This window comes from Streptosporangium carneum, assembly GCF_027922005.1.
Classification (GTDB): Bacteria; Actinomycetota; Actinomycetes; order Streptosporangiales; family Streptosporangiaceae; genus Streptosporangium; species Streptosporangium carneum.
Window position 1 is genome coordinate 58,884 of record NZ_BSEV01000007.1, and the last position, 24,266, is coordinate 83,149.

The following is a 24,266-nucleotide window of genomic DNA, read 5'->3' on the forward strand; positions in this document are numbered from 1 at the left end:
ATCGCCGTCCGGGCCTCGGACGTGATCGAGAACGAACCGGCCGCCCGTTCGCGCTCACACCTCCAGATGCCCACCGCTCCGGTTCCGGCGGCGGAGAAGGACGAGTCCCGCCCCTCCGAAGAGGAGGATCGAGGCGACCGAGTTCGGGGCGACGCCGAACAGCGCGTCGCCGTGCCCCTCGAAGGTCAGATGGCCGTTGAGCAGGAGCGGGGTCACGAGGGCGTTGTCGACCGTGTGGAGCACCACACCGGGCCAGATCGAACCGGTCCGCACGCGCATCTCGCCGTAGAGGACGGCCGCCGCCACGATGCCCGCGAAGAAGGTCGGCAGGTACCACGACCACGACAGCGTCGTACTCTGCCGGAAGTCCGCCTGGGACATCCAGACCGTGTACAGCGGGATGTGCCACAGCCCCCAGACCAGCCCGACGAGCACGTGCGGGGCGACGCCGCGCAGGCCGAGAGCCATCGCGGTCCGCGTGCCGTAGCCGCGGAAGATGAACTCCTCCAGCAGGTTCTTGACCAGCAGGAAGCCGAGCGCGGCGGCGACGGCGACGAGGAGGGGGGTCTCTCCGGCGCGCGGGGCGAAGGAGAACGTCGCGGCGCCGGTGGCCGTCGCCGCCGCCACCAGGGCGACGGTCACGACCGGGGAGAGCAGCACCGCGAACGCGAACCAGCGGGCCCGGCCCGCGAACCGCAGCGTGAACCCCAGGGGGCCCGCGCCGTCCCGGCTGAGGAAGTGGAGAGCGAGCGCGACCAGCGCCGGGACCGCGATCCACAGCCCCTGCCCGTTCGTGCCGCCGCTCGCGGAGGACACGCTCCCGGCGCCGGTGACCTCCCCGGCGGCCCGGTCCAGCGCGACGAAGAGCCAGCCGCAACCGACGGTGACGGCCGAGAAGACGGCGAAGTTGATCCGGGCCCGGAGACGCGAGACCGGCGGGCGCCGCTCCGCGCCGTCCACGAGATCGGCCGACGTGGTCATCATGATTCTCCGTTCGCGGGGGTGCCTCCGAGCAGAGCGGAGGCTTCGCCGGGGTCGTCGCGCCATCGACGCCTGCGCCTATCTGCCAGATATATCTAACAGATACTTCAAGTGAGGGCAATCCTTCGAACGATGGAGATCAAAGGGGCCCTTCCCCCTGCTGCCCGCCGCGTGGAGCAGCCGCGAAGCGAGGACGGCCGTGCGCAGCTGCCGGTTCGGGGGCGAACGGATCGGCTGAACGTCTATTCGGCGGGAATCAGCTGCCCGGCGGGCGCCCCCGCATGGACGTCCTCGTGGATTCGGTCTCGGGAGGCCGCGTCAGGGGGTGAGTTGGAGGAAGTGGGAGAGCACGAGTCCGGCGGCGCCGAGGAGGGTGGAGTCGTCGTGCAGGGCGGAGAACGCGATCTGCGGCTGGCTGCCCGGATGGGCGGCGGTGCGCTGACGTACCCGCCACTCGATCTTGCCGCGCAACGCCTCGCCGCCCGCGACCACGTCGCCGTGCAGGATGAACAGCCCGGGGGCGAGGATCTGCTGGATGTTCGTGATGCCGACGGCGAGATTGTCGACATACCGGTCGAACAGCTCAGCCGCCCCGGGGTGGCCCTTGGCGGCGAGGCGGGTCAGTGGTCCGACCGTCAACGTGGACGCCGAGGGCAGATTGAGCCGGGCCGCCTCATCGCGCAGCCAGCGGTGTGTGGCGATGGTCTCCCAGCAGCCGCGCTGACCGCAGTGGCAGGGGAGGCCGTCGACCTGCACGATGCTGTGCCCGATCTCGCCGCCCGCGCCGCCCGGCCCCCGGTGTACCGAACCGTTCAGTACCAGTCCCACGCCGAGTGCCTCTCCGGCGTAGAGCGAGGCGAAGGTGGACAGCCCGCGTCCCTGCCCGAACCAGCGGTCACCGAGAGCCTGGACGCGCGGGTGCAGGTCGACGTAGACGGGCAGGCCGGTGCGGTCGGCGATGAGCGGACCGATCGGCAGGCCTGCCAGACCGGGAGCCAGGTTGACCTGCACGATGGTGCCGCTGTCGGTGTTGACCATGCCGCCGACCGCGATGCCCACGCCGAGGGCGGCCGGCCGGTTCGGGGCGAACAGCTCGTCCAACGCGTCGGTGACAGCGTCGACGACCAGGTCGGAGTCGTGGGTGTCCGCCGGGTACTCGCGCCTCGCCGTGGTCAGGATCGTGCCACCCGCGCTGACGAGCGCGGTCTCGACGTGTCCGGGCAGCAGGTGGACGGCGGCGATGGGCGGGCTGTTGGGGGAGAACCACAGCGGGCGCGACGGCTTTCCGCCGACCGCGCCGCTGGGCTGGGGATCGCCCTCGGCAAGCATCTCGTTGTCGATCATCGGCTGCACGATGGAGCCGATCGTCGCCCGGCTGACCTCGGTGAGCCGGGCCAGGTCGGCGCGGGACAGCGGGCCGACATCGTAGAGCGCCTGCAGCACTCGGGCGCGATTCACCTGGCTGACCGTGTTCGGGGTGATCAGCGGCGAGTGAGGCCGGGGCGGCGGGGCCGTTGTCTCCGGGCGCGTCCACTCCGATTGCACGCTACAGTCCTTCCCGATCCAAACGGAACACCCGATGCGGCGCGCCCAGGGAGGGCGTGGTTGCGCGTGATCTTTCCCGCACCCCAATATACGAGTCGCGCCGGCGATCGTCGTGACACGCAACTGCTGACATGTCGTCCTCCTCTGGGCGTCGGCTCAGCCGACGAGCGGGAAGGATTGGGACAGCACCAGGCCGGCTGCGCCGAGCAGGGTGGTGCGGTCGTGAGCGGAGCCGAAGGTGATCTGCGGCTCGGCCGCGGATCGCGGCGGAAGTTGGCTGCGTGCCTGCCGCTCGACGCGGCCGCGCAGCGCCTCACCGCCGGCGATCACGTCGCCGTGCAGAATGAACAGGCCTGGGGCGAGGATCTGCTGCAGGTTCACCACGCCGAGGGCGAGGTTGTGGGCGTACCGCTCGAACAGCTCCTTGGCGTCGGCGTTGCCGGCGGCCGACAGACCGGCCAGCAGTGCCGTGGTCATCGCCTGCGCGGCCGGTAGACGTAGCCGGGCGGCCTCTTCGCGCAGCCAGTCGCGCGTGGCGATGGTCTCCCAGCAACCGCGCTGGCCGCATCGGCAGGTTCGTCCACGGACATCGACGACGGTGTGCCCGATCTCGCCGCCGGCCCCGGCCGGTCCGCAGTGGATGGCGCCGTTGAGGAACAGGCCCGCGCCGATCGCCTCGCCGATGTAGATGGACGCGAAGGACTGTTCGCCTCGGCCGGGGCCGGACCAGCGGTCGCCTATGGCCTGGGCCCGGGGGTGCAGATCGAGGTGGACCGGCAGGTCGACCCGCTCGGAGACCAGGGGACCGAGCGGAAGGCCGGAAAGCTCCGGCATCAGGTTGCAGGCGACGATGGTTCCGCTGGTCGATTCGACGATGCCGCCGACCGCGATGCCCACGCCGAGAGCCCGGGCCGCGCTCCCCGCCAGGACCGCGTTGAGTCGGTCGACCACACAGTCGACCACCGTGGCGGCAGGGGCGGTGACCCGGAAGCGCCCGCTGGCGGCGGCCAGTATTCTGCCGTCCGCGCTCACCAGTGCGGCCTCCACCCAGCCGGGCACCAGGTGTACCGCGGCCAGCGGCGGGCTGTCCGGAGCGAACCACAGCGGCCGGGCCGGCTTGCCGCCGGGGGTGGCGCCCCGCTGTGGTTCGCCCTCCGCGAGCAGCCCTCTCTCAAGGAGGGGCTGCACGATCGATCCGATGGTGGCCCGGCTGACCCCGGCCAGCCGGGCCAGATCGGCCCGGGACAGCGGCCCCAGGTCGTGAAGCGCCTGCAGTACCCGCCCCTGATTGACGCGCCCGGCTTTGACCGCGGTCATCAGGACGGTCGGCTGCCGCCCGGTCGGCTGCTCGGGCCGGGGTGTCTCGCTGGGTGACCACACCGCCCCACCGTCCTCACTGGGTATGTACGGGCTTCTGACATACCGATTCGAACACGAACGGCGAGGATCTGCAACTCAGGCGATCTACCTGATGTGTTGGAGCACAAACCCTCCAATGTGGCGGACCGAAACCTATTGACAGCGTTAGGTATGTAGTTACCCTTAACTAACCTCGCGACTCTGACCCACCCCCGGCGAGGTAGAGCTTCAAGCAGGAAACGGTGTGACATGAAAGTAAGGCGTAGGGCTCAGCTGTTCTCGCTGATGAGCGTCTGCACGGTGCTGACCGCCACAAGTTGTGCGGCGGGCGGTTCCTCCGCCTCGGGGACCACCCTTGACCAGGCCGGCTGCGACAAGATCACAGGCGGGGCGGCGGCCGGCGCCAGCACGTCGCTGAAGCAGCCGAGCGGAGGTGGCCAGAGTCTCCACGTCCAGCAGGCATCGCTCGAAACCGGGCTGCCCAAGGCCACGGCACGCAGCAAGACCATCAGTTTCGTCGGCGGGGCCTACACCGGGACCACCGAGGCGTACTGGAAGGACCTTGCAGGCAAGTTCGAGGCGGCCAACCCGGGATACAAGGTCAACATCCGGATCATCGACTGGAACAACATCGACCAGCAGGTCAGCACGATGATCCAGACCAAGCAGTATCCGGACGTCCTCAATCAGAACAAGTTCTCCGGATGGGCCGCGAACGGACTGCTCCAGCCGATCGACTCACTGGTCTCCCCGACGGTCGGGAACGACTTCATCCCGTCGTTCAAGGAGAACAGCTACTACCAGGGCAGCCAGTACGGACTGCCTCTGATCGCCAGCACCCGCGCACTGTTCTACAACAAGGACATCTTCGCCAAGGTGGGGATCAGCAAGCCCCCGGCCACCTGGGCCGAGCTGGTGTCCTCCGCGCAGAAGATCAAGGCGGCCGGGTACACCGGATACGGTCTGCCGCTGGGCGGCGAGGAGAACCAGGGCGAGTGGTCGTTGTGGATGTGGTCCAACGGCGGCGACTGGAAGTCGGACGACAAGTGGAGCGTCAACAGTGAGCGGAACGTTCAGAGCCTGAACTTCCTCAGCTGCCTCGCCAACGTCTACAAGGTGACGCAGCCCAACCCTGGTCAGACGAACCGCACCGACGGGGTCTTCCGCCCGTTCGCCAACGGCCAGACAGGCATGATCATGGGTGCCAGCTTCGCTCCCAGCCTGTTCAAGCAGTGGAACTCCACCGTCAACTACGGCATCGCCCCCATCCCGGTGAACAACGGCACCAAGCCGTTCACCCTGGGGGTGCAGGACTACCTGGTGTCGTTCAAGAACCCGGGCAACACCGAAGCCGTGTCGAAGTTCCTGAACTTCTTCTACCAGACCGACAACTATGTGCGTTTCCTGACGAGCCAGGGTTTCCTGCCGACCACACAGACGGCGTCCACCGCCCTGAAGGACGACCCCAACTTCGCACCGTATCTGGATCTGCTGCCGATCGCGAAGTTCTACCCGTCGACCGACCCCAGCTTCCCGAAGGCACAGGGCACCCTTGAGGCGCAGCTCGGCACCGCGCTGACCCCGGGCGCGGACACCAAGTCGGTTCTGGACCAGATCCAGAGCGCAGCGACGCAGGGCAACGGCGGCTGAGCGGTGACACCGAGGATGCGGCACCACACATGGCGGTCGCTGACCTGGATCTCGCCGAGCGTTCTGCTCATCGTCGCGGTGATCACGCTGCCCGCGCTGCGAATGGTGTGGACGTCGCTGCAGCTCACCGATGAGACCGGAGTAAGCCACGGGTTCGCCGGGTTGGCCAACTACCGCCGCCTGTTCGCCGAACCGGCGCTGGTCAACGTCGTGAGCAACACGGTGGTGTGGGTGCTGCTCGTGGTCGGCGTGTCCATCGTTGTCGCACTCGGCCTGGCACAGCTGCTGAACAAGCAGTTCTTCGGGCGGCGCCTGGTGCGCTGGGCGCTGATCGTGCCGTGGGCGACCTCGCTGGTGATGACCTCGACGGTGTGGCGGTACATGCTCGAGGGCGGCAACGGGATCGTCAACCGGTTCCTGATGGACCTCGGCGTGATCAGCGCACCGATCGGCTGGTACCAGGATCCCCGGTACGCCTTCTGGTCGGTGGTCGGGGTGGGCATCGTGGTGACCATCCCGTTCACCACTTACGTGCTGCTGGCCGGGCTGCAGGCGATCGACGCGCAGGTGTACGAGGCCGGAAAGCTGGACGGCGCAGGGCCGTGGAAGACATACCGGTACATCACCCTGCCACTGCTCCGCCCGGCCCTGGTGATCGCCACAATCCTGGTCACCATCTACGTCTTCAACTCGTTCCCGGTGATCTGGGTCATCACCGGGAGCAACCCGGGGAACTTCTCGGACACCACCCTCACCTGGGCGTACAAGATCGCTTTCCAGCAGCAGCTGAACACCGGAGAGGGAGCCGCGCTGTCGGTGTTCAACGTCCTGATACTCATCGTCGTGGTACTGCTGTACCTGCGTGCGGTCAACGGCGACCGGGAGCGGCAGTCGTGGCTGGGCCGCGCCTGGGCGGCGCTGACCGACCGGCTGAGCGAACGATGGGGTCGGCGGCGTCCGGCGGGTCCCGTCTCGGTGGCGGTGTCCGACCGGGCGCGCCGGAGGATGTGGCCGCGGCTGCGCCCGGTGGTGCTGCCGCTGGCCGGGCTGGTCGTCGCGGCGTTCTTCCTGGCCCCGTACGCGGTGATGTTCCTGGCCTCGTTCAAGGACGGCGCCGAGCTCTACGCGGTGCCCGCCACCTACCTGCCGCGGCACTGGGAATGGAGCAACTGGGCGAACGTGTGGGATGTGCTGCCGCTCGCCATGCTGCTGCGCAACAGTCTGATCATCGCGGCCGCCTCGACCGCGCTGGTCCTGTTGATCGCGGTGCCGGCCGCGTACTACACCGCCCGCAACCGGTTCGCCGGCCGGACGGCCTTCCTGAACCTTGTGCTGGTCACGCAGGTCCTCGCCCCGGTCGCCCTGGTCGTCGGCATCTACCAGGAGGTCATCTACGTCGACGGGGTCAACCAGTACTGGGCGATCGTCGTGGTCAACGCGGCGTTCAACCTCGCCTTCGTCACCTGGATCATGAACGGTCAGTTCGCCGGCGTCGACCTCGCGATCGAGGAGGCGGCCATGATGGAAGGACTCGGGCCGGTGCGCCGGATGCTGCGCATCATGCTGCCGGTGGTGCGCCCGGGTCTGGTGACCGCGCTGGTCTTCACCTTCATCCAGGTGTGGAACGAGTTCGTCATCTCGCTGACCGTCTTCAACGACCCGACCAATGACCGGGTCACCCTGCCGGTCGGCATCCAGCAACTGGTCGGCCTCAACGAGACCAACTACCAGTACCTCTTCGTCGCCTCGCTGATCGCGACAGTGCCCGTCGTGGTGCTGTTCATCACCATCGAGCGGCATCTGGTGGGAGGACTGACCGCGGGGGGCGTCAAATGATCGAGTTGACTGCCGGGAACGCCGCCATCCGGGTGGACCCCGCCGACGGCGGTCGCCTGACGTCCCTGCGAGTCGGCGACGCGGAGCTGCTGGGCAGCGGCGGTGCAGGCCCGTCCGGCCTGGACCGGATCATGTACGGCAGCTTCCTGATGGCGCCGTTCGTCGGCCGGCTGGAAGGGGCCCGGTTCACGTTCGCCGGGCGGGAGTGGACGGTACCGGCGAATCTCGCCCCGCACGCCCTGCACGGTCTCGTCTTCGACCGCCCCTGGACCGTCGACGGAGCCGCGGCCATCGACATCGAACTGGACGAGCGATGGCCGTTCGGCGGCACCGTGCGGCAGGAGTTCGAGCTGACGCCGGACGCGCTGACGGTACGCGCCACGGTGACCAACGAACGCCGCGCCATGCCGGCGATCGTCGGTTTCCACCCGTGGTTCACGCGCAGGATCGACGGCGGGCCGGAGCTCGCCTACCGCTTCGAACCCGGCCTGCGCTACGTCTGCGACGAGGACGGCATCCCGCAGCACCTGTCCGCCTCCACCGGCCCGCGGCCATGGGATGACTCCTTCACCGCCGTCGCCAGCTCACCGGTCCTTCACTGGCCCACCCTTGACCTGACCGTCGCCAGCGCGGCCGGCCACTGGATCGTCTGCGAGACCAAAGCCGACGCCGTCTGTGTCGAACCGTTGTCCGGACCGGTCAACGGCTTGAACACTCACCACTATCAGCTCGTCGAGCCCGGAGCGCCGTTGCGATTCTCGATGACGCTGCACTGGACCGTACGACAGCCAACCGACAGGAAGACACCATGACCGTCTTGGACTCGTTTTCGTTGCAGGGCAAGGTCGCCGTGGTCACCGGAGCCAGCCGCGGCATCGGCCGGGCCCTGGCCCAGGCGCTGGGCGAGGCGGGCGCGGCGGTCGCGGTGACCGCCCGCACCCTCGAGGCCGCCGAACGAGCGGCCGACGAACTTCAGGCATCCGGGATCACGGCACTGCCGGTCGGTCTTGAGGTGACCGATCCGGTTCAGGTCGATCGGATGGTGGAGCTGGTCAGCGAGCAACTGGGGCCGATCGACGTACTGGTCAACAACGCCGGCATCAGTATCGGCCGGGAGGCTCTGGACACCCCCGACGAGCTCTGGCGCGAGGTGCTGGCCACCAACCTGGACGGGGTCTGGTACTGCAGCAAGGCGGTCGGCGCGCGGATGGTCGCACAGGGCGGCGGGAGCATCGTCAACATCGGCTCCATGTCGGCCATGATCGTCAACCGGCCCCGATGGCAGCCCGCGTATCTGGCTTCCAAGGCGGCGGTGCACCAGCTGACCAAGGCTTTGGCCGCCGAGTGGGCACCGCACGGGATACGGGTCAACGCGCTCGCCCCCGGTTACATCCTCACCGAGGCGTCCCCCGTGGACCAGCCGGAGTACCGCGAATGGTGCGTCGAGCCCGCCGCGATGAAGCGGTACGGCCTGCCTGAGGAACTCGGCCCGGCGGTGGTCTTTCTGGCCAGCCCGGCATCCAGCTTCATGACAGGCTCAGTGGTGGTGGTGGACGGCGGATTCACCCTTTTCTAGGTGTATCAGGCTGGCTGCGGCGGACGCTGACGGGTCGGTGGCCGAGGCGCTCGTCGGACGTCCACGACGGCGGGAGGCGTGCGACCGGCACGGGAAGGCGCCCCGGTCCTGACGGAGCGGGGCGCCTTCTGGACTGCGGGGATGATCTAGCGCTGGGCCTCGAGCATCCAGTGGTGCTTCTCCAGGTCCTGGGTGATCTCGATGAGGATGTCCTGGGTCACCGGGTCGGGTTCGTCCGTGGCCTCGATGCGCTCCCGCATCCGGCGGATGATGGACCCGAGGATGTCCGTCATGGCGGCGACGACCTTGCCGTCGTTGATGTAGCCCGCCTCGATCTCCGGCACCTCGCTGGTCTTCGAGAGCGTGGTCGCCCGTCCGTCGGGATTGCATCCGAGGGCCACCGCGCGCTCCGCGACGGTGTCGGCGTGCTCCCTGGCCGCCGCGACGATCTCGTCGAGCTGCAGGTGCAGCGAACGGAAGTTGTGGCCGATCACGTTCCAGTGGGCTTGCTTGCCCAGAAGCGAGAGCTCGAGAAGGTCGACGAGAGAGCCCTGGAGGGCGGTGGCGACGACCTTCTTGTTCTCTGCGTTGAGCGGACTGGTGATCGCGGACATATGGTGTCCTCCCCCTGTTTCATGATCTATTTCCTATTTGTCCTGAAACGTCCCTACCCAGCTACGCCACCCTTATGTTGACAGTGTCATTATGACAGTGTCACTATCAGAGACATGGAATGGACCATCGGCGAACTGGCGGAGCGGGCCTCCGCGGCGCTGTCCCCGACCGCCCAGCTCAACGGGCGGGTCAGGGACGCGCCCAACGAGCGCCTCATCCGGTGGTACTCCACGATCGGCCTGCTGGACCCGCCTTCGGCCCGCCGGGGCCGCGTCGCCCTGTACGGCAGGCGTCACCTGTTGCAGCTGATCGCCGTCAAACGCCGCCAGGCGGAAGGCCTGACCATCGCCGACATCCAGGCCGAGCTGACCGGCGCGACCGACCAGGCCCTCGAGTCGATCGCCGGTCTCCACGAGAGCGCCGAAGGGACCTCCAGGCAGGAAAGGACCGCTCCCCGGGCCACGCGCCCCAGGTTCTGGGCCGAACCGCTCGCCGCCACGGCGGAGAGCGCCCCCGCCGACCCCGGCCAGGCCGCTCCCCTCACCGCTCCCCCGGCCGCCTCACCTGCCGTCCGTGCAGCCGCGCCACCGCCGGCCCCACGAACCGCACCGCGCCCGGCGCCCCAATCAGCGCCACAACCGACGCCACGCCCCGCGCCGCAGCAGGCCACGGCGCGGCGGCCCCACGCGCCGGCCGCCCGTCCCACCCCGCCCGCCCGGCCGGCCCCCTCGGCCGTCGTCGTCCACGGCGTACGGCTGGCGTCCGGGGTGACGCTGCTGCTCGACGGCGGCCGCGCCCCGTCACCGGAGGAGCTCGCCGAGATCGGCGCCGCCGCGAAGACGCTGCTCGCGGTCCTCCGCGAACACGACCTCGCCCCCACAGACCCACAGGATCAGCAGGACCAGGAAGGGAACCAGCCATGATCACCGAGATCACGACGCTACGTCCCGAGGAGTGCGAGCCGGTCCCGGACGCCGGGCTGGGGGCACTCGTCACCGAGCGCGGCAACCTGCCGTTGGAGAGCGTGGACGTGACCGCCGACCTCTCCGGGCTCGTCGCCGGAGTCAAGGTGGTCCAGATCTTCCGCAACCCGCACGACGTGGCGCTCGAGGCGACCTACGTCTTCCCGCTGCCCGACCGCGCCGCCGTCACCTCCTTCAGGATGGAGGCGGACGGACGGGTCATCGAGGGCGTGCTGAAGGAGCGCGGTCAGGCCAGGGCCGACTACGACCAGGCGATCTCGGAGGGCAGGCGGGCGGCGATCGCCGAGGAGGACCGTCCCGACGTCTTCACCATCAGGGTCGGCAACATCGTGCCCGGCGAGCGGGTCACCGTACGGCTCGTGCTCAACCAGCCGCTCCCCTACGAGGACGGCGCCGCCACCTTCCGCTTCCCGCTGGTCGTGGCCCCCCGCTACATCCCCGGCTCCCCGCTCGACGGCGAGCAGGCGGGCGACGGCTGGGCTCCCGACACCGACGCGGTGCCCGACGCCTCCAGGATCACTCCCCCGGTGCTGCTGCCCGGCTTCCCCAACCCGGTGCGCCTGTCCCTGGCCGCCTCCGTCGACCCGGCGGGCCTGGAGCTGCGCGAGGTCCGCTCCAGCCTGCACGTGGTCCAGGAGGAGGGCGACACGGTGCGGCTGCGGCCGGGCGAGCGTCTGGACCGCGACTTCGTCCTGCGTCTGTCCTTCGACGCCTCCACCTCGCTGGCCCTGGCCCCCGACCTGGAGTCCGGCGGCGAGTCCGGCGAGCGGGAAGGGGCGGAGGGCACGTTCACGCTGACCGTCGTCCCCGACCCGGCCGAGGCCACGGCCAGGGCGAAGGACGTCGTGCTGGTGCTGGACCGCTCGGGCAGCATGACCGGCTGGAAGATGGTCGCGGCCAGGCGCGCGGCGGCCCGCATCGTCGACACGCTCGTCGGCGGCGACCGGTTCGCCGTGCTCTCCTTCGACACCGTGGTCGAGCACCCGGAAGGACTCGGCGAGGGACTGTCCGAGGCGTCGGACCGCAACCGCTACCGCGCGGTCGAGCACCTGGCCCGGCTTGAGGCGCGCGGCGGCACCGAGATGCTGGACCCGCTGGAGCGGGCCGTGACGCTGCTCGGCACCCCCGCCGGCGACACCGCCGGGGACGACGGTGTCAGGGACCGCGTCCTGGTCCTCGTCACGGACGGCCAGGTCGGCAACGAGGACCAGATCCTGGAGCGGCTCGGCGCCAGGCTGGCCGGGGTGCGGGTGCACACGGTCGGCATCGACAGGGCGGTCAACGCCGGGTTCCTCGGCAGGCTGGCCGGGCTGGGCGCGGGGCGCTGCGAGCTGGTGGAGTCGGAGGACAGGCTCGACGAGGCGATGGAGCACATCCACCGCAGGATCGGCTCCCCCCTGGTCACCGACCTGTCCGTCAAGGCGGACGGGCTCGACCTCGTCCCCGGCAGCGTCGGCCGCCTCGGCTCGATCTACCCGGGCGTGCCGCTCACCGTCCAGGGACGATACCGGGGAGCCCCCGGCGGGGCGCTGACCGTGCACGGGGTGGACCCGACCGGGCGGCCGTGGGAGCGGCGGGTCACCGGGACGCGGGTGGACAACCCGGCGGTGCGGGCGATCTGGGCGCGGGCCCGCCTGCGGACGCTGGAGGACCGCTACGCCGCGGGCGACCGGTCGCTCGAGGAGGAGATCGTCGAGGTCTCGCTGAGGTACGGCGTGCTGTGCAGGTTCACCGCGTTCGTCGCGGTCGACAGCGAGGTGGTCGCCGAGGGCGGCCCCGGGCACCGGGTGATCCAGCCGGTCGAGCTGCCCAGCGGCTGGGAGACCCCGGTCGTCACGGCGGCGCCGATGATGCTGACCGGGATGGCCCAGGCGGCCCCCATGAGTCTCCCCGCGCCCGCCCCTCCCATGAGCGCTCCGGGAGCCGCGCCGAAGTTCGCCGCGAGGGCGGGGGGCGGCGTGCCGGAGAGCTTCGCGGGAGGCCCGGCAGGAGGACCCGTGGGGGGAGGCGCGCCCGGCGGCGGCTTCGCCCCGCGTGCCGCGATGCCGCCCCGCCCCGCGCCGGCGGGAGCGCCCGGCGCGCAGCCGCAGGAGGCGCTCAGGACCCAGCTCGGCGAGGAGCTGCGACGGCTGCGCGCGGCGGAGTCGCTGCCCGCCGCCGACCGGCTGCGCTACCTGGAGGATCTGGGCAGCAGGCTCGCGGCGCTGGCCGTCTATCTGGGCGGCCACGCGGAGCTCACGGCCCTGGCCGCCGCCCTGCAGACGGGCGGTGAGCTGGACGTCCTGTGGCGCAGGGCCGCCGAGGGGCTGGAGTCTCTCAGCCGGGCGGGAAGGCGTCGCCCGTTCTGGAAGCGATAACTACTTACCATAACAGTCAAGAGATTCCACAAAATCGCAGGTCGCGTTGGCTAAAGTTCCCGCGTGACCAGCCCGATTTTTGCCCTCTGTGATGAGTATGTCTCCCGCTCGGCGGCGCTCGATCCGATCGCCGCCGGAGCGGCGGGCATCGCCGTCGAATTCTCCCCGGCCACAGACTACGGTCCTGACGGCCACGCCGCCCGAGCCGCTCTGATCAGCGAGACCCTGGGAAGGCTCGCCTCCCTGGAACCGCTGGGCGAGACGGACCTGCGCGCCGCGACCCACCTGCGCGAACGCCTCGAGGCCGAGCTCGCCTGGCACGAGATCGGCGAGCCGCTCCGCGCGGTGCAGGCGCCGTTCGGGCTTCTCAGCGAAGTGCGCGACAGCGTGGACCTGCTGCCGCATGGCGACGACGACGAGTGGCGTGACGTGGCGGCCCGGCTGGCGGCGGTGCCCGTGATGCTGGACGGCTGGCGGACGAGCCTCAAGAACGGCCTGGACTCGGGGCTGCGGGCGGCCCGCCGCCAGGCGCTGGAGTCGGCGGTCCAGGCCGACCTCCTGGCGAGCGGAGGCACCCACGAGGCCCTCGTGGCCCGTTACGGCGAAGGGCCGGTGCGGAGCGACCTGGCCAAGGGCGCGGCCGCCGCGCACGCCGCCTACGCCGAGGTCGCCCGCTACCTGCGCGAGGAGTACGCCCCCGCCGCCGCGGAGGCCGACGCCGTGGGCGCGGAGCGTTACGCGGTGGCCGCCAGGCTCAACCTGGGCGCCGACATCGACCTGGTGGACGCCTACGAGTGGGGCTGGGCCGAGCTGGAGCGCATCGAGGCGGAGCTGATCGCCGAGGCGGACCAGGTGAAGGCGGGCGCCTCGGTGGAGGAGGCGACGGAGATCCTCAACGAGAGCCAGTACGTCGAGGGGCTCGACGCCTATCGGGGCTGGCTGCAGGAGCGCCACGACCAGGCGGTCGAGCGGTTGCACGGCACTCACTTCGACATCGCCGAGCCGCTGCGCCGGGTGGACGTCACGCTGGCCGTCGGCTCGACCTCGGGCTCGGCCTACTACACCTCGCCGAGTGAGGACCTGTCCCGTCCGGGACGCACCTGGTGGCCCGTCGGCAACGGCAGGAACCGCTTCGAGATCTGGCCCGAGCTGACCACGGTCTTCCACGAGGGCGTTCCCGGGCACCACCTCCAGTTCGGCGCGACCCGCGTGGCCGGGGACGGCCTGTCACGCTTCGGCAAGATCTCCTGGGTGAGCGGTCACGGCGAGGGCTGGGCGCTGTACGCCGAACGGCTGGCCGACGAGCTCGGCTGGTTCACCGATCCCGGCACCCGGCTGGGCATGCTCGGCGGGTCGGCCCTGCGTGCGGCCAGGGTGGTCATCGACATCGGCGTCCACCTGGACCTTCCGCTCCCGACAGGGGGCAGGTGGACCTTCGACAAGGCGTGCGAGGTGTTGCGCGACCGGGGCCGCTGTGAGCCGCACCGGGTCCACGCCGAGGTCGTCCGCTACTTCGGCTGGCCGGGGCAGGCGATCTCCTACAAACTCGGCGAGCGGGCCTGGCTCGCCGCGCGGGACGAGGCGAGGCTGCGTCTGGGCGCGGGCTTCGACCTGCGCCGCTGGCACACCGCCGCCCTTGAGCTCGGCCCGGTCGGACTGTCCGGCCTGGCCGAGGCCCTGCGCCGGATCGGCTGATCCGGTTGTCGCGCGGCGGGCCCGGCTCTCCCGCCGCGCGGCAGGTCCCCCTCCCCATCACCGGATCGCGTCCCCTAGGGCTGGGCGGGCTCGCATCCCGCCCGCCCGGCGACCGGCCCGCTTCCCCGCCCGGCCGGTCGCCGGGAGTCCCCGGCCGGAGACGCCGGAGGCGTAGCCCCGACCGGAGCCCTTCTCAGTTGCAAGTGAGGCTCCAGAGACGCAAGTGAGCCCCCAGGTAGGCGCAAGCGGCCTCCAAGTTGGAGCTCCTACCTTGATCCGTGTAAGCAGGCCGCCGCCCCACGGCGGCCGGGGGGATCGATCATCGCCGCGAGAGCGGCCGAAAGGAACCGACATGTCCAAGATCAACATCGACGACATCCCGTTCGAGGGCGCCGAGCTGTCCGAGGCCGAGCTGGGCGAGGTGTCCGGTGGCCGGATGAGCGTCTCCTGGACGATCGGCGGCAAGCCCGCCGAGTGGGTGGGCACCAACAACTAGGCCTGATCGACCGGCGTCGCCCGGTCGGACCTGATCGAAGTCGCCCGTGCGGTCTGCCTTCCCGGCCCGCACGGGCGACTTCTCGTTGGGACACGGACGACTTCTCGCGGAGAACGGGCGGCTTCTCGCTGAGAACGGAACCGCGTGCTCGCGAAGGGCGGGGAAGAGCCAAGACGTCCGGTCGCCGCCCCCACATAGGCAAGTCGTCCAGTCGCGGCGCCCATGCAGGCAGGTCGTCCGGTCGCGGCGCCCGCGTAGGGTGGCAGGATGGTGATTCTGGACGGCGGGCTGGCCACGCATCTGGAGGCGCTCGGCGCGGACCTGAGCGACGATCTCTGGTCGGCGCGGCTTCTGCTGGAGGACCCTTCGGTGATCCGCAAGGCGCACCTCGACTACTTCGCCGCCGGGGCCCAGGTGGCGACCACGGCCAGCTACCAGGCGAGCATCCCGGCGTTCACCCGCCGGGGGCTGGACGCGGACGAGGCCGAGGAGCTGATCCTGCTGTCGGTCCGCCTGGCAGCCGAGGCGAGAGACTCCCACGGCGAGGGCACGGTGGCCGCCAGCGTCGGACCGTACGGCGCCTACCTGGCCAACGGCGCCGAGTACACCGGCGACTACGACCTCGACGAGGACGGTCTGGTCGCCTGGCACAGGGACCGCTGGCACATCCTGGCGGGCAGCGGGGCCGATCTGCTCGCCTGCGAGACCGTCCCGTCCTACCCGGAGGCGCGGGCGCTGAGGCGGCTGCTCGCCGAGACGCCGGGAACGCGGGCGTGGGTGAGCTTCTCCTGCCGCGACGGGGAGCGGATCAGCGACGGCACCCCGCTCAGTGAGGCCGCCGCGCTGTTCGCCGACCATCCGCAGGTGATCGCGGTCGGCGTCAACTGCACCGCGCCGCGCCACATCCCCGACCTCATCGGCCGGATCAAGGGCAAGCCCGTCGTGGTCTACCCCAACTCCGGCGAGACCTGGGACGCCGAGGAGCGCCGCTGGCACGGTCTGGCCGACCCCGTCGAGTACGGCGCGGCGGCGGCCGGATGGCACGCGGCGGGCGCAGCCCTCGTCGGCGGCTGCTGCCGCACCACCCCCGAGCACATCCGTCAGATCCGCGAGCACCTGACCACGGCCTAGGGAAGAGAACCGGAAAAGACCCCGGGGTCGTGGAGACGTCACGGTCTGCGGCGGGCGGGGACCGGGGCTCCGACGAGGAGGCGGCGGACGGCGTCCCAGGCGCCGCGGAGCGCCGCCTCGACCTCGGGTGACTCCTCCCCCAGGATGCGCACCCAGGCTCCCGAGTCGTGCGGGAGCACGCTGGCTCCGGCACGCAGGCGTCCCGGGGTCCGCGCGGTCAGGGGGGTCAGCGCCTCGTGCAGGGTGTCGGCCAGCACGGGGGCGGGAACCGCGCCGGTCACCACGAACAGCGTGCCCATCACCCCGAAGCCGCCGAGGACCGCCGGGCCCGTCACGCCGCCTTCCGCGGGCACCAGCCGCACGGTGTCGACGAAGACCGTCTTCCCGTCCGGGCGGCTGACCTCCAGGTCGGAGCAGTACGCGTCATAGTCGTTGCGCTCCCCTCTGGCGAGGCGCCCGGCGAGCATGCTGTCACCCAGCACGACCGTGGCGGAAGGGTCGGCGACGAGCCGGACGCGCTGGTAGAACCGGGAGCGCGCGAACGGGATCGTCGCGTGCGGGATGTACTCCACGTAGCTTTCCCGGCCCGCCGTGAGGGTGACGAGCTGGGTGGCGTGGTCCTGCTCCATCTTGTAGATCTTGGTGGCGGCCTGGGTGGTGAGGTTCACCTCCGTTCCTGGACCGCAGGTGAGGTCCATGCGGTAGCGGTCCCCCTGGACGACGCCTCCGCCGGACGTCATCAGCGTGACGTAGGCCGTCCCGGGACGGCGCTCGTCGTAGTAGAGCGGCCGCATGATCTGCAGCGGGCTCTTCTGGTAGTGGCCGGTCAGCTCGGTCCGCCGCTCCGTCCGGGCGAACTCCAGCTCCAGCACCCCCACCTTGCCCGGGCTTCCCACCGGCAGCATGTCCGCGGCCCCGGCGTGACCGGTCACGGCCTCGGGAATCCCGTCGATCGTGTAGCGGCCGGGGGCCAGCCGGTCCACGGGGACGCCGGGGCCCGTCGTGCCCGCTGGTTCCTGCGCGATCGGAAGACCCCTCCGGCCCGCGGATCCCGCCGCGTTCACGGGCGTCGTCTCCGGCACGGCCCCCGCCCCGTTCACGGGCGCCCTCGCCGACACGGCCCTCACCAGGTTCACGGATGTCCTCTCCGGCACGACCCCACCCCGTTCACAGGTCCTTCCGATACGACCCTCACCGGCTTCGCGGGGGCCTCTCGCGCCCCCGTCCGGTCCCTATCTCGGCGAGGGACACCTCACGTCCCCGCGCACCTCGATGAAGTCGGCGACCTCGGCCACCCCCGTGCCGGTCAGGCAGTCGGTGAGCAGGACCGGCCTGTCTCCGCGCACGGCGTGGGCGTCGCGCTCCATCACCGACAGGTCGGTGCGGACGTACTTCGCGATGTCGATCTTGTTGATCACGAGCAGGTCGGAGTCGGTGATGCCCGGGCCGCGCTTGCGCGGCATCTTCTCGCCCTCGGCCGTGTCGAGCACGAAGATGTAGGTGTCGGCCAGCGCCGGGCTGAAGGTGAGCGTCAGGTTGTCCCCACCGCTCTCGAACAGCAGGATGTCGGTGTCGGGGAACTTGTCGAGCATCTCCGCGCCGGCGGCGAGGTTCATCGTGGGGTCGTCCCTGACCGCGGTGTGCGGGCAGGCCCCGGTCTCCACGCCGACCACGCGCCGCGGGTCGAGAACCCCGGCCAGCGAGCGGCGGACGTGCTGGGCGTCCTCCTGGGTGTAGATGTCGTTGGTGACGACGCCCGGCGTGTGCCCCCGCTCGATCAGCAGCGGCACCAGGGCCTCGATCAGCGCCGTCTTGCCGGAGCCGACGGGGCCCCCGATGCCCACCTTCAGTACGTTCTCCATCGCGGTCCCTTCGGTCCGGTGACGGGGTCAGGTCGTGAAGAGGCGCGCGGACGCCCGCTCGTGCGCGGCCGAGACGGTGTCGGCGAGGGGCACGGAGCCGTGGACGTCGTCCGGGCTCCTGGCCGCGAGGGCGATCGCCGCGGCGCGCGCGATCTCGGGGTGCGCGCCGTACAGGATCTCCTGGGCCCGCCGGAAGTCCACCCTGCCCAGCCGTACGGCCGCGCCGGTCCAGCTGGCGGCGAAGGCGTACAGGTCCCCGGCGACCGCCTGCGCCTCGGACACGCCGAGGGTCGCGTGGAGCGCGCCGACCACGACGGCGTGGTTGCCCGGCGTGGCCCTCTCCCGCACCAGGGCCGCCAGCCTCTCCACTGCCGGCCCCCCGAAGACGCGGCCCGCCGTCTCCAGGACCTGCCGGCCCGTCCGGGTCGCGGCGACCCGCAGCTCGTGGTTGAGCTTGACGGCGTGCAGCCGCCGATCCGCCGCGACCAGCAGGTCCCAGTCCCCGCCGGTCACCGCGCGGTGCGCGAGCACCAGCGCCGTCGCGTCGCCGGGGCCGACGGAGTGGCGGAGCAGGTCGGCCAGCAGGCCCGGCAGGTCGGCGGGAGCGGCCAGGCCCGTCTGGACGTAGCCCTCGAGGCCGTGCGACAGCGTGTACAGACCGCTCGGGAAGGCCGAGTCGGTCAGCTGGAGCTGGGCCAGCAGCGAGGCGAGCTTCACCGCGGCCTCAGGCGATGAAGTAGAGCTGGGTCAGCGGCAGCCTGCTGGCCGGTTCGATGGCGGCGTGCTCGCCGTTCACCGTGACCTTGTAGGTCTCCGGGTCGACGGTGATCGTGGGCAGGGCGTCGTTGCGGACCATGTCCTGCTTGCCGAGCGTGCGGCAGCCCCGCACCGGGTGGATCATCCGCTCCAGGCCGAGCTTGCCCGGCACCCCGGCCGCGACGCCCGCCTGCGACATGAAGGTGATGTTCGTGGCGGGCAGCGCCTTGCCGAACGCCCCGTACATCGGCCGGTAGTAGACAGGCTGCGGCGTCGGCAGCGAGGCGTTCGGGTCGCCCATCTGGAACCAGTTGATCTGGCCGCCCTTGACGACGATGTACGGCTTGGCGGCGAAGCTGTGCATCTGCCACAGCACGATGTCGGCGAGCTTGCCGGTCTCCAGGGAGCCGATCACGTCGGCGATGCCCGTGGTCCTGGCCGGGTTGATGGTCAGCTTGGCCAGGTAGCGCAGGACCCGGAAGTTGTCGTTGCGGTCGGAGTCCTCGGGCAGCACGCCCCGCATTTCCTTGCAGTGGTGGGCGATCTGGAAGGCGCGGGTGAAGGACTCGCCGATCCGGCCCATGGCCTGCGAGTCGGAGGAGACCATGCTGATCACGCCCAGGTCGTGCATGACGGTCTCGGCGGAGATGGTCTCGGCGCGGACCCGGCTGTCGGCGAAGGCGAGGTCCTCGGGGACGTCGTGGCTGAGGTGGTGGCAGACCATCACCATGTCCAGCAGCTCGTCCACGGAGTTGACGGTGTAGGGCAGCGTCGGGTTGGTGGAGGAGGGCAGCACGTTCGGCTCGCCCGCGATCCTGAGCAGGTCGGGGGCGTGGCCGCCGCCCGCGCCCTCGGTGTGGAAGGTGTGGATGGCGCGCCCGTTGATGGCGCTGATCGTGTCATCCAGGAAGCCGCTCTCGTTCATGGTGTCGGTGTGGATGGCGACCTGGACGTCGAACTCGTCGGCGATCCTCAGCGCGTTGTCGATGACGGCGGGGGTCGTGCCCCAGTCCTCGTGGACCTTCAGCGCGCACGCCCCGGCGAGGAGCTGTTCGCTCAGCGGATCGGGCTTGCTGCCGTTGCCCTTGGCCATCAGGCCGATGTTGATCGGGAGCGCCTCGAAGGCCTGGAGCATCCGGCTGATCCCCCACGGTCCCGGCGTGCACGTGGTGCCCCGGGAGCCGTCGGAGGGGCCGACGCCGCCTGCGATCAGCGTGGTGATCCCGTCGCTCAGCGCGGCCTCGGCCTGTTGCGGGCAGATGAGGTGGACGTGGCTGTCGATGGCCCCCGGGGTGGCGATGGTGTGCTCGCCGGACAGTACCTCGGTGCCGGTGCCGACGATGAGGCGCGGGTCCACGCCGTCCTCGGTGTTGGGGTTGCCCGACTTCCCGATTCCGGCGATCATGCCGTCCCTGATGCCGATGTCCCCCTTGACGATGCCGAGGACCGGGTCGACGACGAGGACGTTGGTGATCACCATGTCGAGCGCGCCGCTGTGACTGGTCGCGTTGGGCGCGGAGCCCATGCCGTCGCGGGCGGTCTTGCCGCCGCCGTAGACGGTCTCGTCGCCGTAGAGCCCGGCGTTGTAGTCCTTCTCCACCTCGATCACGAGGTTGGTGTCGGCCAGCCTGACCCGGTCTCCCACGGTGGGGCCGAACATGTCCGTGTACTGTCTGCGACTCATGGTGACCATGGGATGTCAGCCTTTCTTCCCCGAGGACGCCTTGCCGGAGGCCGTGGTGCCCGAGGCCGCCTTGTCCGCGGCCGCTCTGCCCGAGGACGCCCTGCCCGAGGACGCCCTGCCGGATGCCGTTCTGCCGGACGTGGCCTTGGCCGAGCTCGCCCTGCTGGAGGCGGCCTTCGAGGTCGTCCCGCTGGAGGCGGCGGCCTTCGAGGTCGTCCTGCTCGACGCCGCCTTGCCCCCCGGGGCCGCCGCTGTCTTCCTCGCGGTCGAGGCCTTCTTCTGAGGCGCCTTGCGCGCCTCCCCGTTCGTGCTCTGCTTCTCCTCTCCCCGGGTGTCGAGGAAGCCGAGGATGTCCATGCGCTCCAACGCGACCCTGCGGGTCATGCCCGCCCGGACGCTGCCGTCGACCAGGCCGCTGAAGCCGTAGACGCGGTGGCCGCCGCCGTACTCGACGAGGTCGACCTCGCGGGTGTCACCCGGCTCGATCCGGATGGCGTTGCCCGCCGGGAGGTCCAGGTGCATGCCGTAGGCGGCGTCGCGGTCGAAGGAGATCGCCGGGTTGACCTCGAAGAAGTGGTAGTGGGAACAGATCTGGACGGCCCGGTCGCCGGTGTTGCGGACGGTCAGGCTGGCTTTCCTGCGCCCCCGGTTGATCTCGATGTCGCCTTCGCCGTATATGTAGCGTTCGTGGTGCGGCAGGGACTCGTGGTCCCTCATCTTGCGTGGCATGGTTTTCCCCTCGATAACGGTGGTCGGTCAGTGACCGTGGTCGTGATGGTGGTGGTGTCCGCCGGACGCGGCGGCGAGGCCGTCGTCGCCGTGCCGTTCCCACCGGTCCCGCGCCGCCTCGGCCCGCCGTCCGACCAGCTCCCGCAGGGCGGCGGGGGCGAGCAGCGGGCCCGCCCAGGTCACGTCCTCGGGAAGGGGCGGCCGTTCGAAGGAGGCGGGGACGGCCGTGACGTGCCGGGCGCCGAGCAGGCGGCACCGGGACACCCCCTCCTCGACGTCGGGATCGCCGTCGGTGAGGGCGACCTCGACCCAGCGGAGCCCGCTGTGCCTGCGGACCAGGTGGGCCACGCGGAACAGCTCCGCGTCCTCCTCCGCGGTGGCGGCGGGCGCGGTGACCAGCACCGCTCCGGGCTCCGCGGCGCACGGACCGGGAGGCTCCGGCGGGGTGACGCGCCCCGCCGCCGCCCTGAGCCAGCCGACCAGGTGGGCGGCCGTGCCGAGCGGCGGGGCGAGGAGCAGTTCGCCAGGCTCGCGGTCCCGGCCGTTCCAGCGCAGGACCTGCGCGATCTGGGAGGCGAGCTCCGCGTCCCTGCCGAGCGTCATGGGGACCACGACGGCCGGGCTCATGGTGAGGGCGTACAGGTCACGGCCGACGGCGGTGACCGCCGCCCACCCGGATTCGGCGAGGTCGCCGAGGGCCAGGCCGTAGCGGCTCTCGTGCCCGCCGACCAGCACCGTCCGCCGCGCCGTCGGCGGGCGCGGCGCCGCCGGTCGCCCCGCGGGGGGCGTCGCCGGGAACGGCCGCGCGTGCTGGAGCGCGGGCATGCTCAGGCGCCGACGGGGTCGTGACAGGAGACGAGCTTGGAGCCGTCGGGGAAGGTGGCCTCGACCTGCATGAGCGGCAGCATCTCCCTGACGCCGTCCATGACGTCCGCGGGCCCGACGACCTGCTTGCCGAGTTGCATGCAGTCGGCGACCGACTTGCCCTCACGGGCGGCCTCGAGCACGGCCGCGCTGACGAGCGCGACGGTCTCGCTGTAGTTGAGCTTCAGGCCGCGGTCCTTGCGTTTGGCCGCCAGGTCGGCCACGACGTAGATCAGCAGCTTGTCGAGTTCTCGCGGTGTGAGATTCATGAGAGATCCCCCTTTTCGAAGAGTCCGTGCGAACTTCCGGCGGAGCGGGAACGCGGTCTTCCTGTCGTCGCGCTCACCCGGCCCGTCTGAGCGGGGCGAACGCCGGGACGGCCGCAAGAAAGGCCCAGGTCACCAGGACGAACGGCCAGGTAGGGGGGTGGCCGCCGAACGGGGCGAAGAAGGTCGTCGGCGCCGCGGTGAGGGTGACCGCCGCCGAGCCCGGCAGGCCGTAGAGGCCGTGGCGCCGGCCGCCGACGAACAGCGCGCCGAGGAAGACGAGCCCGGTCCGGGGGCCGGCCATGAAGTCGACCTGCCCGATTCCGCGGATCACGGCGACGAGCAAGGCGAGAGGCTTCAGTTGTCGCACTGGCGGAGCCGCCTCCGCCGGGGTCGTCGACGTCACATCGGCCCCTCCGAATTCTCCCCGTTCGGCGGTTGTTGATCGAGTTGAGCCGTACTGATCACCATTCCCGGGACTTGCCAGCTAACTACTGGACAAGTCCCCTTTTAATACGATCAATACCTATTTGTTACCACTCTTTATCCGTCTCCTTTTATTGGCGGCAAAATCAATAAATCTAATGTTTCGATCTGTTTGATTTAGATCATTAACCGACAGATCGGAAGCAGCGCTAAGCGAGGTTCGAGGATGCCTACCGGATTGAACACCGGCGATTCCGCCTGGGTGCTGGTGAGCACCGCCATGGTGCTGCTGATGACACCGGGGCTCGCCTTCTTCTACGGCGGCATGGTCCGTTCGAAGAACGTCTTCAGCATGCTCTTCATGAGCTTCGTGTCGATCAGTCTGGTGACCGTGCTGTGGTTCGCCTACGGCTACGGGCTCGTCTTCGGCCCCGACGCGGGAGGCATCGGCCTGATCGGCTTCGGCGACTTCCGCTTCGCGAACATCAAGCCGACCGACCTGACGGGCTCAGTCCCCACCTACGCCTACGCGCTCTTCCAGCTCACCTTCGCCATCATCACCGTCGCGCTGATCAGCGGCTCGGTGGCGGGGCGCACCCGCGTGGGGCCGTGGATGATCTTCTCCGTCCTATGGGTCACCCTGGTGTACTTCCCGATCGCGCACTGGGTCTTCGCCACCTCCGGCTGGATCAACAAATGGGGGACGCTCGACTTCGCGGGCGGGCTGGTGGTCGAGCTCAACTCCGGCATGGCGGGCTTCGCGCTGGCCGTGGCGCTGGGCCCCGGCGTGCGTTTCCGGCGAGGAGAGCCTCCCCAGCCGAGCAACATCCCGCTGGTCATGCTCGGCCTGGCCCTGCTGTGGTTCGGCTGGTTCGGCTTCAACGGCGGATCGGCGCTGAACGACGGCCCGACCGCGGTGACGGCGTTCCTGAGCACCATGATCGCCGGCTGCGCGGGCATGCTGACCTGGATGTTCATGGAATGGCTGCGCGCCCGCAGGCTCAGCAAGCTGGGCTCGGGCACCGGGGCGGTGGCGGGCCTGGTGGCCATCACCCCGTCGTGCGCCTTCGTGAACGCCGAGGGAGCCCTGGTGATCGGCATCGTGGCCGCCGTGCTGTGCTCCTTCGCCGTGGAGTGGAAGTTCGTCCTCGGCTACGACGACACCCTGGACGTGGTGGGCATCCACGGCATGGGCGGCATCGTGGGCACGCTGCTGATCGGGCTCCTCTCGACCGGCGTGACCAAGTCCGCGGGCCTGTTCTACGGCGGCGGCGGCGCGCTCCTCGGCAAACAGGCGGTGTCCGTCGTGGTGGTGGCCGTCTACTCCTTCGCGGTCACCTACGTGATCGGCAAGGTCGTCGACCGGTTCTTCCGGCTCAAGGAGACGGAGGCGGAGCAGCTCGCGGGGTCGGACCTGCAGTTCGGCGGGAGCTGAGCACGGCGGGGACGGGCCCG

22 protein-coding genes are annotated in these 24,266 nt (G+C 70.5%); 10 read left to right on the forward strand and 12 right to left on the reverse strand.

The window, feature by feature from the left end:
• Positions 1–54: 54 nt before the first annotated feature.
• The 3 genes from PKF00_RS17195 to PKF00_RS17205 form a co-directional block, all read right to left on the reverse strand.
• Positions 55–984, reverse strand: coding sequence for a CPBP family intramembrane glutamic endopeptidase (locus PKF00_RS17195; protein WP_271218543.1), 930 nt, complete (start codon positions 982–984; stop codon positions 55–57).
• 315 nt (positions 985–1,299) lie between these two features.
• The gene (locus PKF00_RS17200) at positions 1,300–2,439 is read right to left on the reverse strand and encodes an ROK family protein (protein WP_271218544.1); all 1,140 of its coding nucleotides are present in this window, start codon (positions 2,437–2,439) and stop codon (positions 1,300–1,302) included.
• Between the two features lie 243 nt (positions 2,440–2,682).
• Positions 2,683–3,906, reverse strand: a complete 1,224-nt coding sequence (locus tag PKF00_RS17205; protein WP_271218545.1) for an ROK family transcriptional regulator — start codon at positions 3,904–3,906, stop codon at positions 2,683–2,685.
• A 228-nt stretch (positions 3,907–4,134) separates the two neighbouring features.
• On the opposite strand from PKF00_RS17205, the gene PKF00_RS17210 reads away from it, so the two are divergent.
• The 4 genes from PKF00_RS17210 to PKF00_RS17225 are packed head-to-tail and all read left to right on the forward strand — an operon-like array spanning position 4,135 to position 8,947.
• The gene (locus PKF00_RS17210) at positions 4,135–5,535 is read left to right on the forward strand and encodes an extracellular solute-binding protein (RefSeq protein ID WP_271218546.1); all 1,401 of its coding nucleotides are present in this window, start codon (positions 4,135–4,137) and stop codon (positions 5,533–5,535) included.
• Positions 5,536–5,550: 15 nt separating this feature from the next.
• Complete coding sequence (locus PKF00_RS17215; RefSeq protein ID WP_271218547.1) at positions 5,551–7,371, forward strand: ABC transporter permease; 1,821 nt, start codon at positions 5,551–5,553, stop codon at positions 7,369–7,371.
• Positions 7,368–8,183 (forward strand): aldose 1-epimerase, encoded by an 816-nt coding sequence (locus PKF00_RS17220; protein WP_271218548.1) that lies wholly within the window; start codon positions 7,368–7,370, stop codon positions 8,181–8,183. The genes PKF00_RS17215 and PKF00_RS17220 overlap by 4 nt, the downstream gene beginning before the upstream one ends.
• The gene (locus PKF00_RS17225) at positions 8,180–8,947 is read left to right on the forward strand and encodes an SDR family NAD(P)-dependent oxidoreductase (protein WP_271218549.1); all 768 of its coding nucleotides are present in this window, start codon (positions 8,180–8,182) and stop codon (positions 8,945–8,947) included. Before PKF00_RS17220 ends, PKF00_RS17225 begins: the two co-directional genes overlap by 4 nt.
• 146 nt (positions 8,948–9,093) lie before the next feature.
• On the opposite strand, the gene PKF00_RS17230 is transcribed toward PKF00_RS17225, so the two are convergent.
• Positions 9,094–9,561 carry a Dps family protein gene (locus PKF00_RS17230; protein ID WP_271218550.1) on the reverse strand — a complete coding sequence of 156 codons (468 nt, stop codon included), beginning with the start codon at positions 9,559–9,561 and terminating at the stop codon, positions 9,094–9,096.
• A 114-nt stretch (positions 9,562–9,675) separates the two neighbouring features.
• Here PKF00_RS17230 and PKF00_RS17235 point away from each other — a divergent pair, with 114 nt between their 5' ends.
• The 5 genes from PKF00_RS17235 (at position 9,676) to mmuM (ending at position 16,224) form a co-directional block, all read left to right on the forward strand.
• A complete protein-coding gene (locus PKF00_RS17235) occupies positions 9,676–10,485 on the forward strand; it encodes a helix-turn-helix domain-containing protein (RefSeq protein WP_271218551.1) in 810 nt (269 codons plus the stop codon).
• The gene (locus tag PKF00_RS17240) at positions 10,482–12,902 is read left to right on the forward strand and encodes a VIT domain-containing protein (protein WP_271218552.1); all 2,421 of its coding nucleotides are present in this window, start codon (positions 10,482–10,484) and stop codon (positions 12,900–12,902) included. Before PKF00_RS17235 ends, PKF00_RS17240 begins: the two co-directional genes overlap by 4 nt.
• Positions 12,903–12,965: 63 nt before the next feature.
• On the forward strand, positions 12,966–14,597 hold the full coding sequence (locus PKF00_RS17245; protein ID WP_271218553.1) for a DUF885 domain-containing protein: 1,632 nt from the start codon (positions 12,966–12,968) through the stop codon (positions 14,595–14,597).
• A gap of 352 nt (positions 14,598–14,949) precedes the next feature.
• Positions 14,950–15,093, forward strand: coding sequence for a putative ATP-grasp target RiPP (locus tag PKF00_RS17250; RefSeq protein WP_271218554.1), 144 nt, complete (start codon positions 14,950–14,952; stop codon positions 15,091–15,093).
• Positions 15,094–15,360: 267 nt separating this feature from the next.
• On the forward strand, positions 15,361–16,224 hold the full coding sequence (gene mmuM / locus PKF00_RS17255; RefSeq protein WP_271218555.1) for a homocysteine S-methyltransferase: 864 nt from the start codon (positions 15,361–15,363) through the stop codon (positions 16,222–16,224).
• 38 nt (positions 16,225–16,262) lie between these two features.
• Here the strand turns inward: mmuM and PKF00_RS17260 are convergent, their stop codons facing one another.
• The 8 genes from PKF00_RS17260 to PKF00_RS17295 form a co-directional block, all read right to left on the reverse strand.
• Positions 16,263–17,360 (reverse strand): urease accessory protein UreD, encoded by a 1,098-nt coding sequence (locus PKF00_RS17260; protein ID WP_271218556.1) that lies wholly within the window; start codon positions 17,358–17,360, stop codon positions 16,263–16,265.
• A 96-nt stretch (positions 17,361–17,456) separates the two neighbouring features.
• Positions 17,457–18,086, reverse strand: a complete 630-nt coding sequence (ureG, locus tag PKF00_RS17265) for an urease accessory protein UreG (RefSeq protein WP_271218557.1) — start codon at positions 18,084–18,086, stop codon at positions 17,457–17,459.
• Between the two features lie 27 nt (positions 18,087–18,113).
• On the reverse strand, positions 18,114–18,803 hold the full coding sequence (locus tag PKF00_RS17270; RefSeq protein WP_271218558.1) for an urease accessory protein UreF: 690 nt from the start codon (positions 18,801–18,803) through the stop codon (positions 18,114–18,116).
• A 7-nt stretch (positions 18,804–18,810) separates the two neighbouring features.
• Positions 18,811–20,535: an urease subunit alpha gene (gene ureC / locus PKF00_RS17275; RefSeq protein WP_271218559.1), complete on the reverse strand. Its 1,725-nt coding sequence runs from the start codon at positions 20,533–20,535 to the stop codon at positions 18,811–18,813.
• A gap of 6 nt (positions 20,536–20,541) precedes the next feature.
• Positions 20,542–21,255: an urease subunit beta gene (locus PKF00_RS45200; RefSeq protein ID WP_271218560.1), complete on the reverse strand. Its 714-nt coding sequence runs from the start codon at positions 21,253–21,255 to the stop codon at positions 20,542–20,544.
• Positions 21,256–21,282: 27 nt separating this feature from the next.
• Positions 21,283–22,080 carry a sirohydrochlorin chelatase gene (locus tag PKF00_RS17285; RefSeq protein WP_271218561.1) on the reverse strand — a complete coding sequence of 266 codons (798 nt, stop codon included), beginning with the start codon at positions 22,078–22,080 and terminating at the stop codon, positions 21,283–21,285.
• Positions 22,081–22,082: 2 nt separating this feature from the next.
• Positions 22,083–22,388, reverse strand: coding sequence for an urease subunit gamma (ureA, locus tag PKF00_RS17290; RefSeq protein WP_271218562.1), 306 nt, complete (start codon positions 22,386–22,388; stop codon positions 22,083–22,085).
• A 73-nt stretch (positions 22,389–22,461) separates the two neighbouring features.
• The gene (locus PKF00_RS17295; protein WP_271218563.1) at positions 22,462–22,755 is read right to left on the reverse strand and encodes an urea transporter; all 294 of its coding nucleotides are present in this window, start codon (positions 22,753–22,755) and stop codon (positions 22,462–22,464) included.
• A gap of 282 nt (positions 22,756–23,037) precedes the next feature.
• Here PKF00_RS17295 and PKF00_RS17300 point away from each other — a divergent pair, with 282 nt between their 5' ends.
• The gene (locus PKF00_RS17300) at positions 23,038–24,246 is read left to right on the forward strand and encodes an ammonium transporter (RefSeq protein ID WP_271218564.1); all 1,209 of its coding nucleotides are present in this window, start codon (positions 23,038–23,040) and stop codon (positions 24,244–24,246) included.
• The last annotated feature ends 20 nt before the right edge of the window (positions 24,247–24,266 follow it).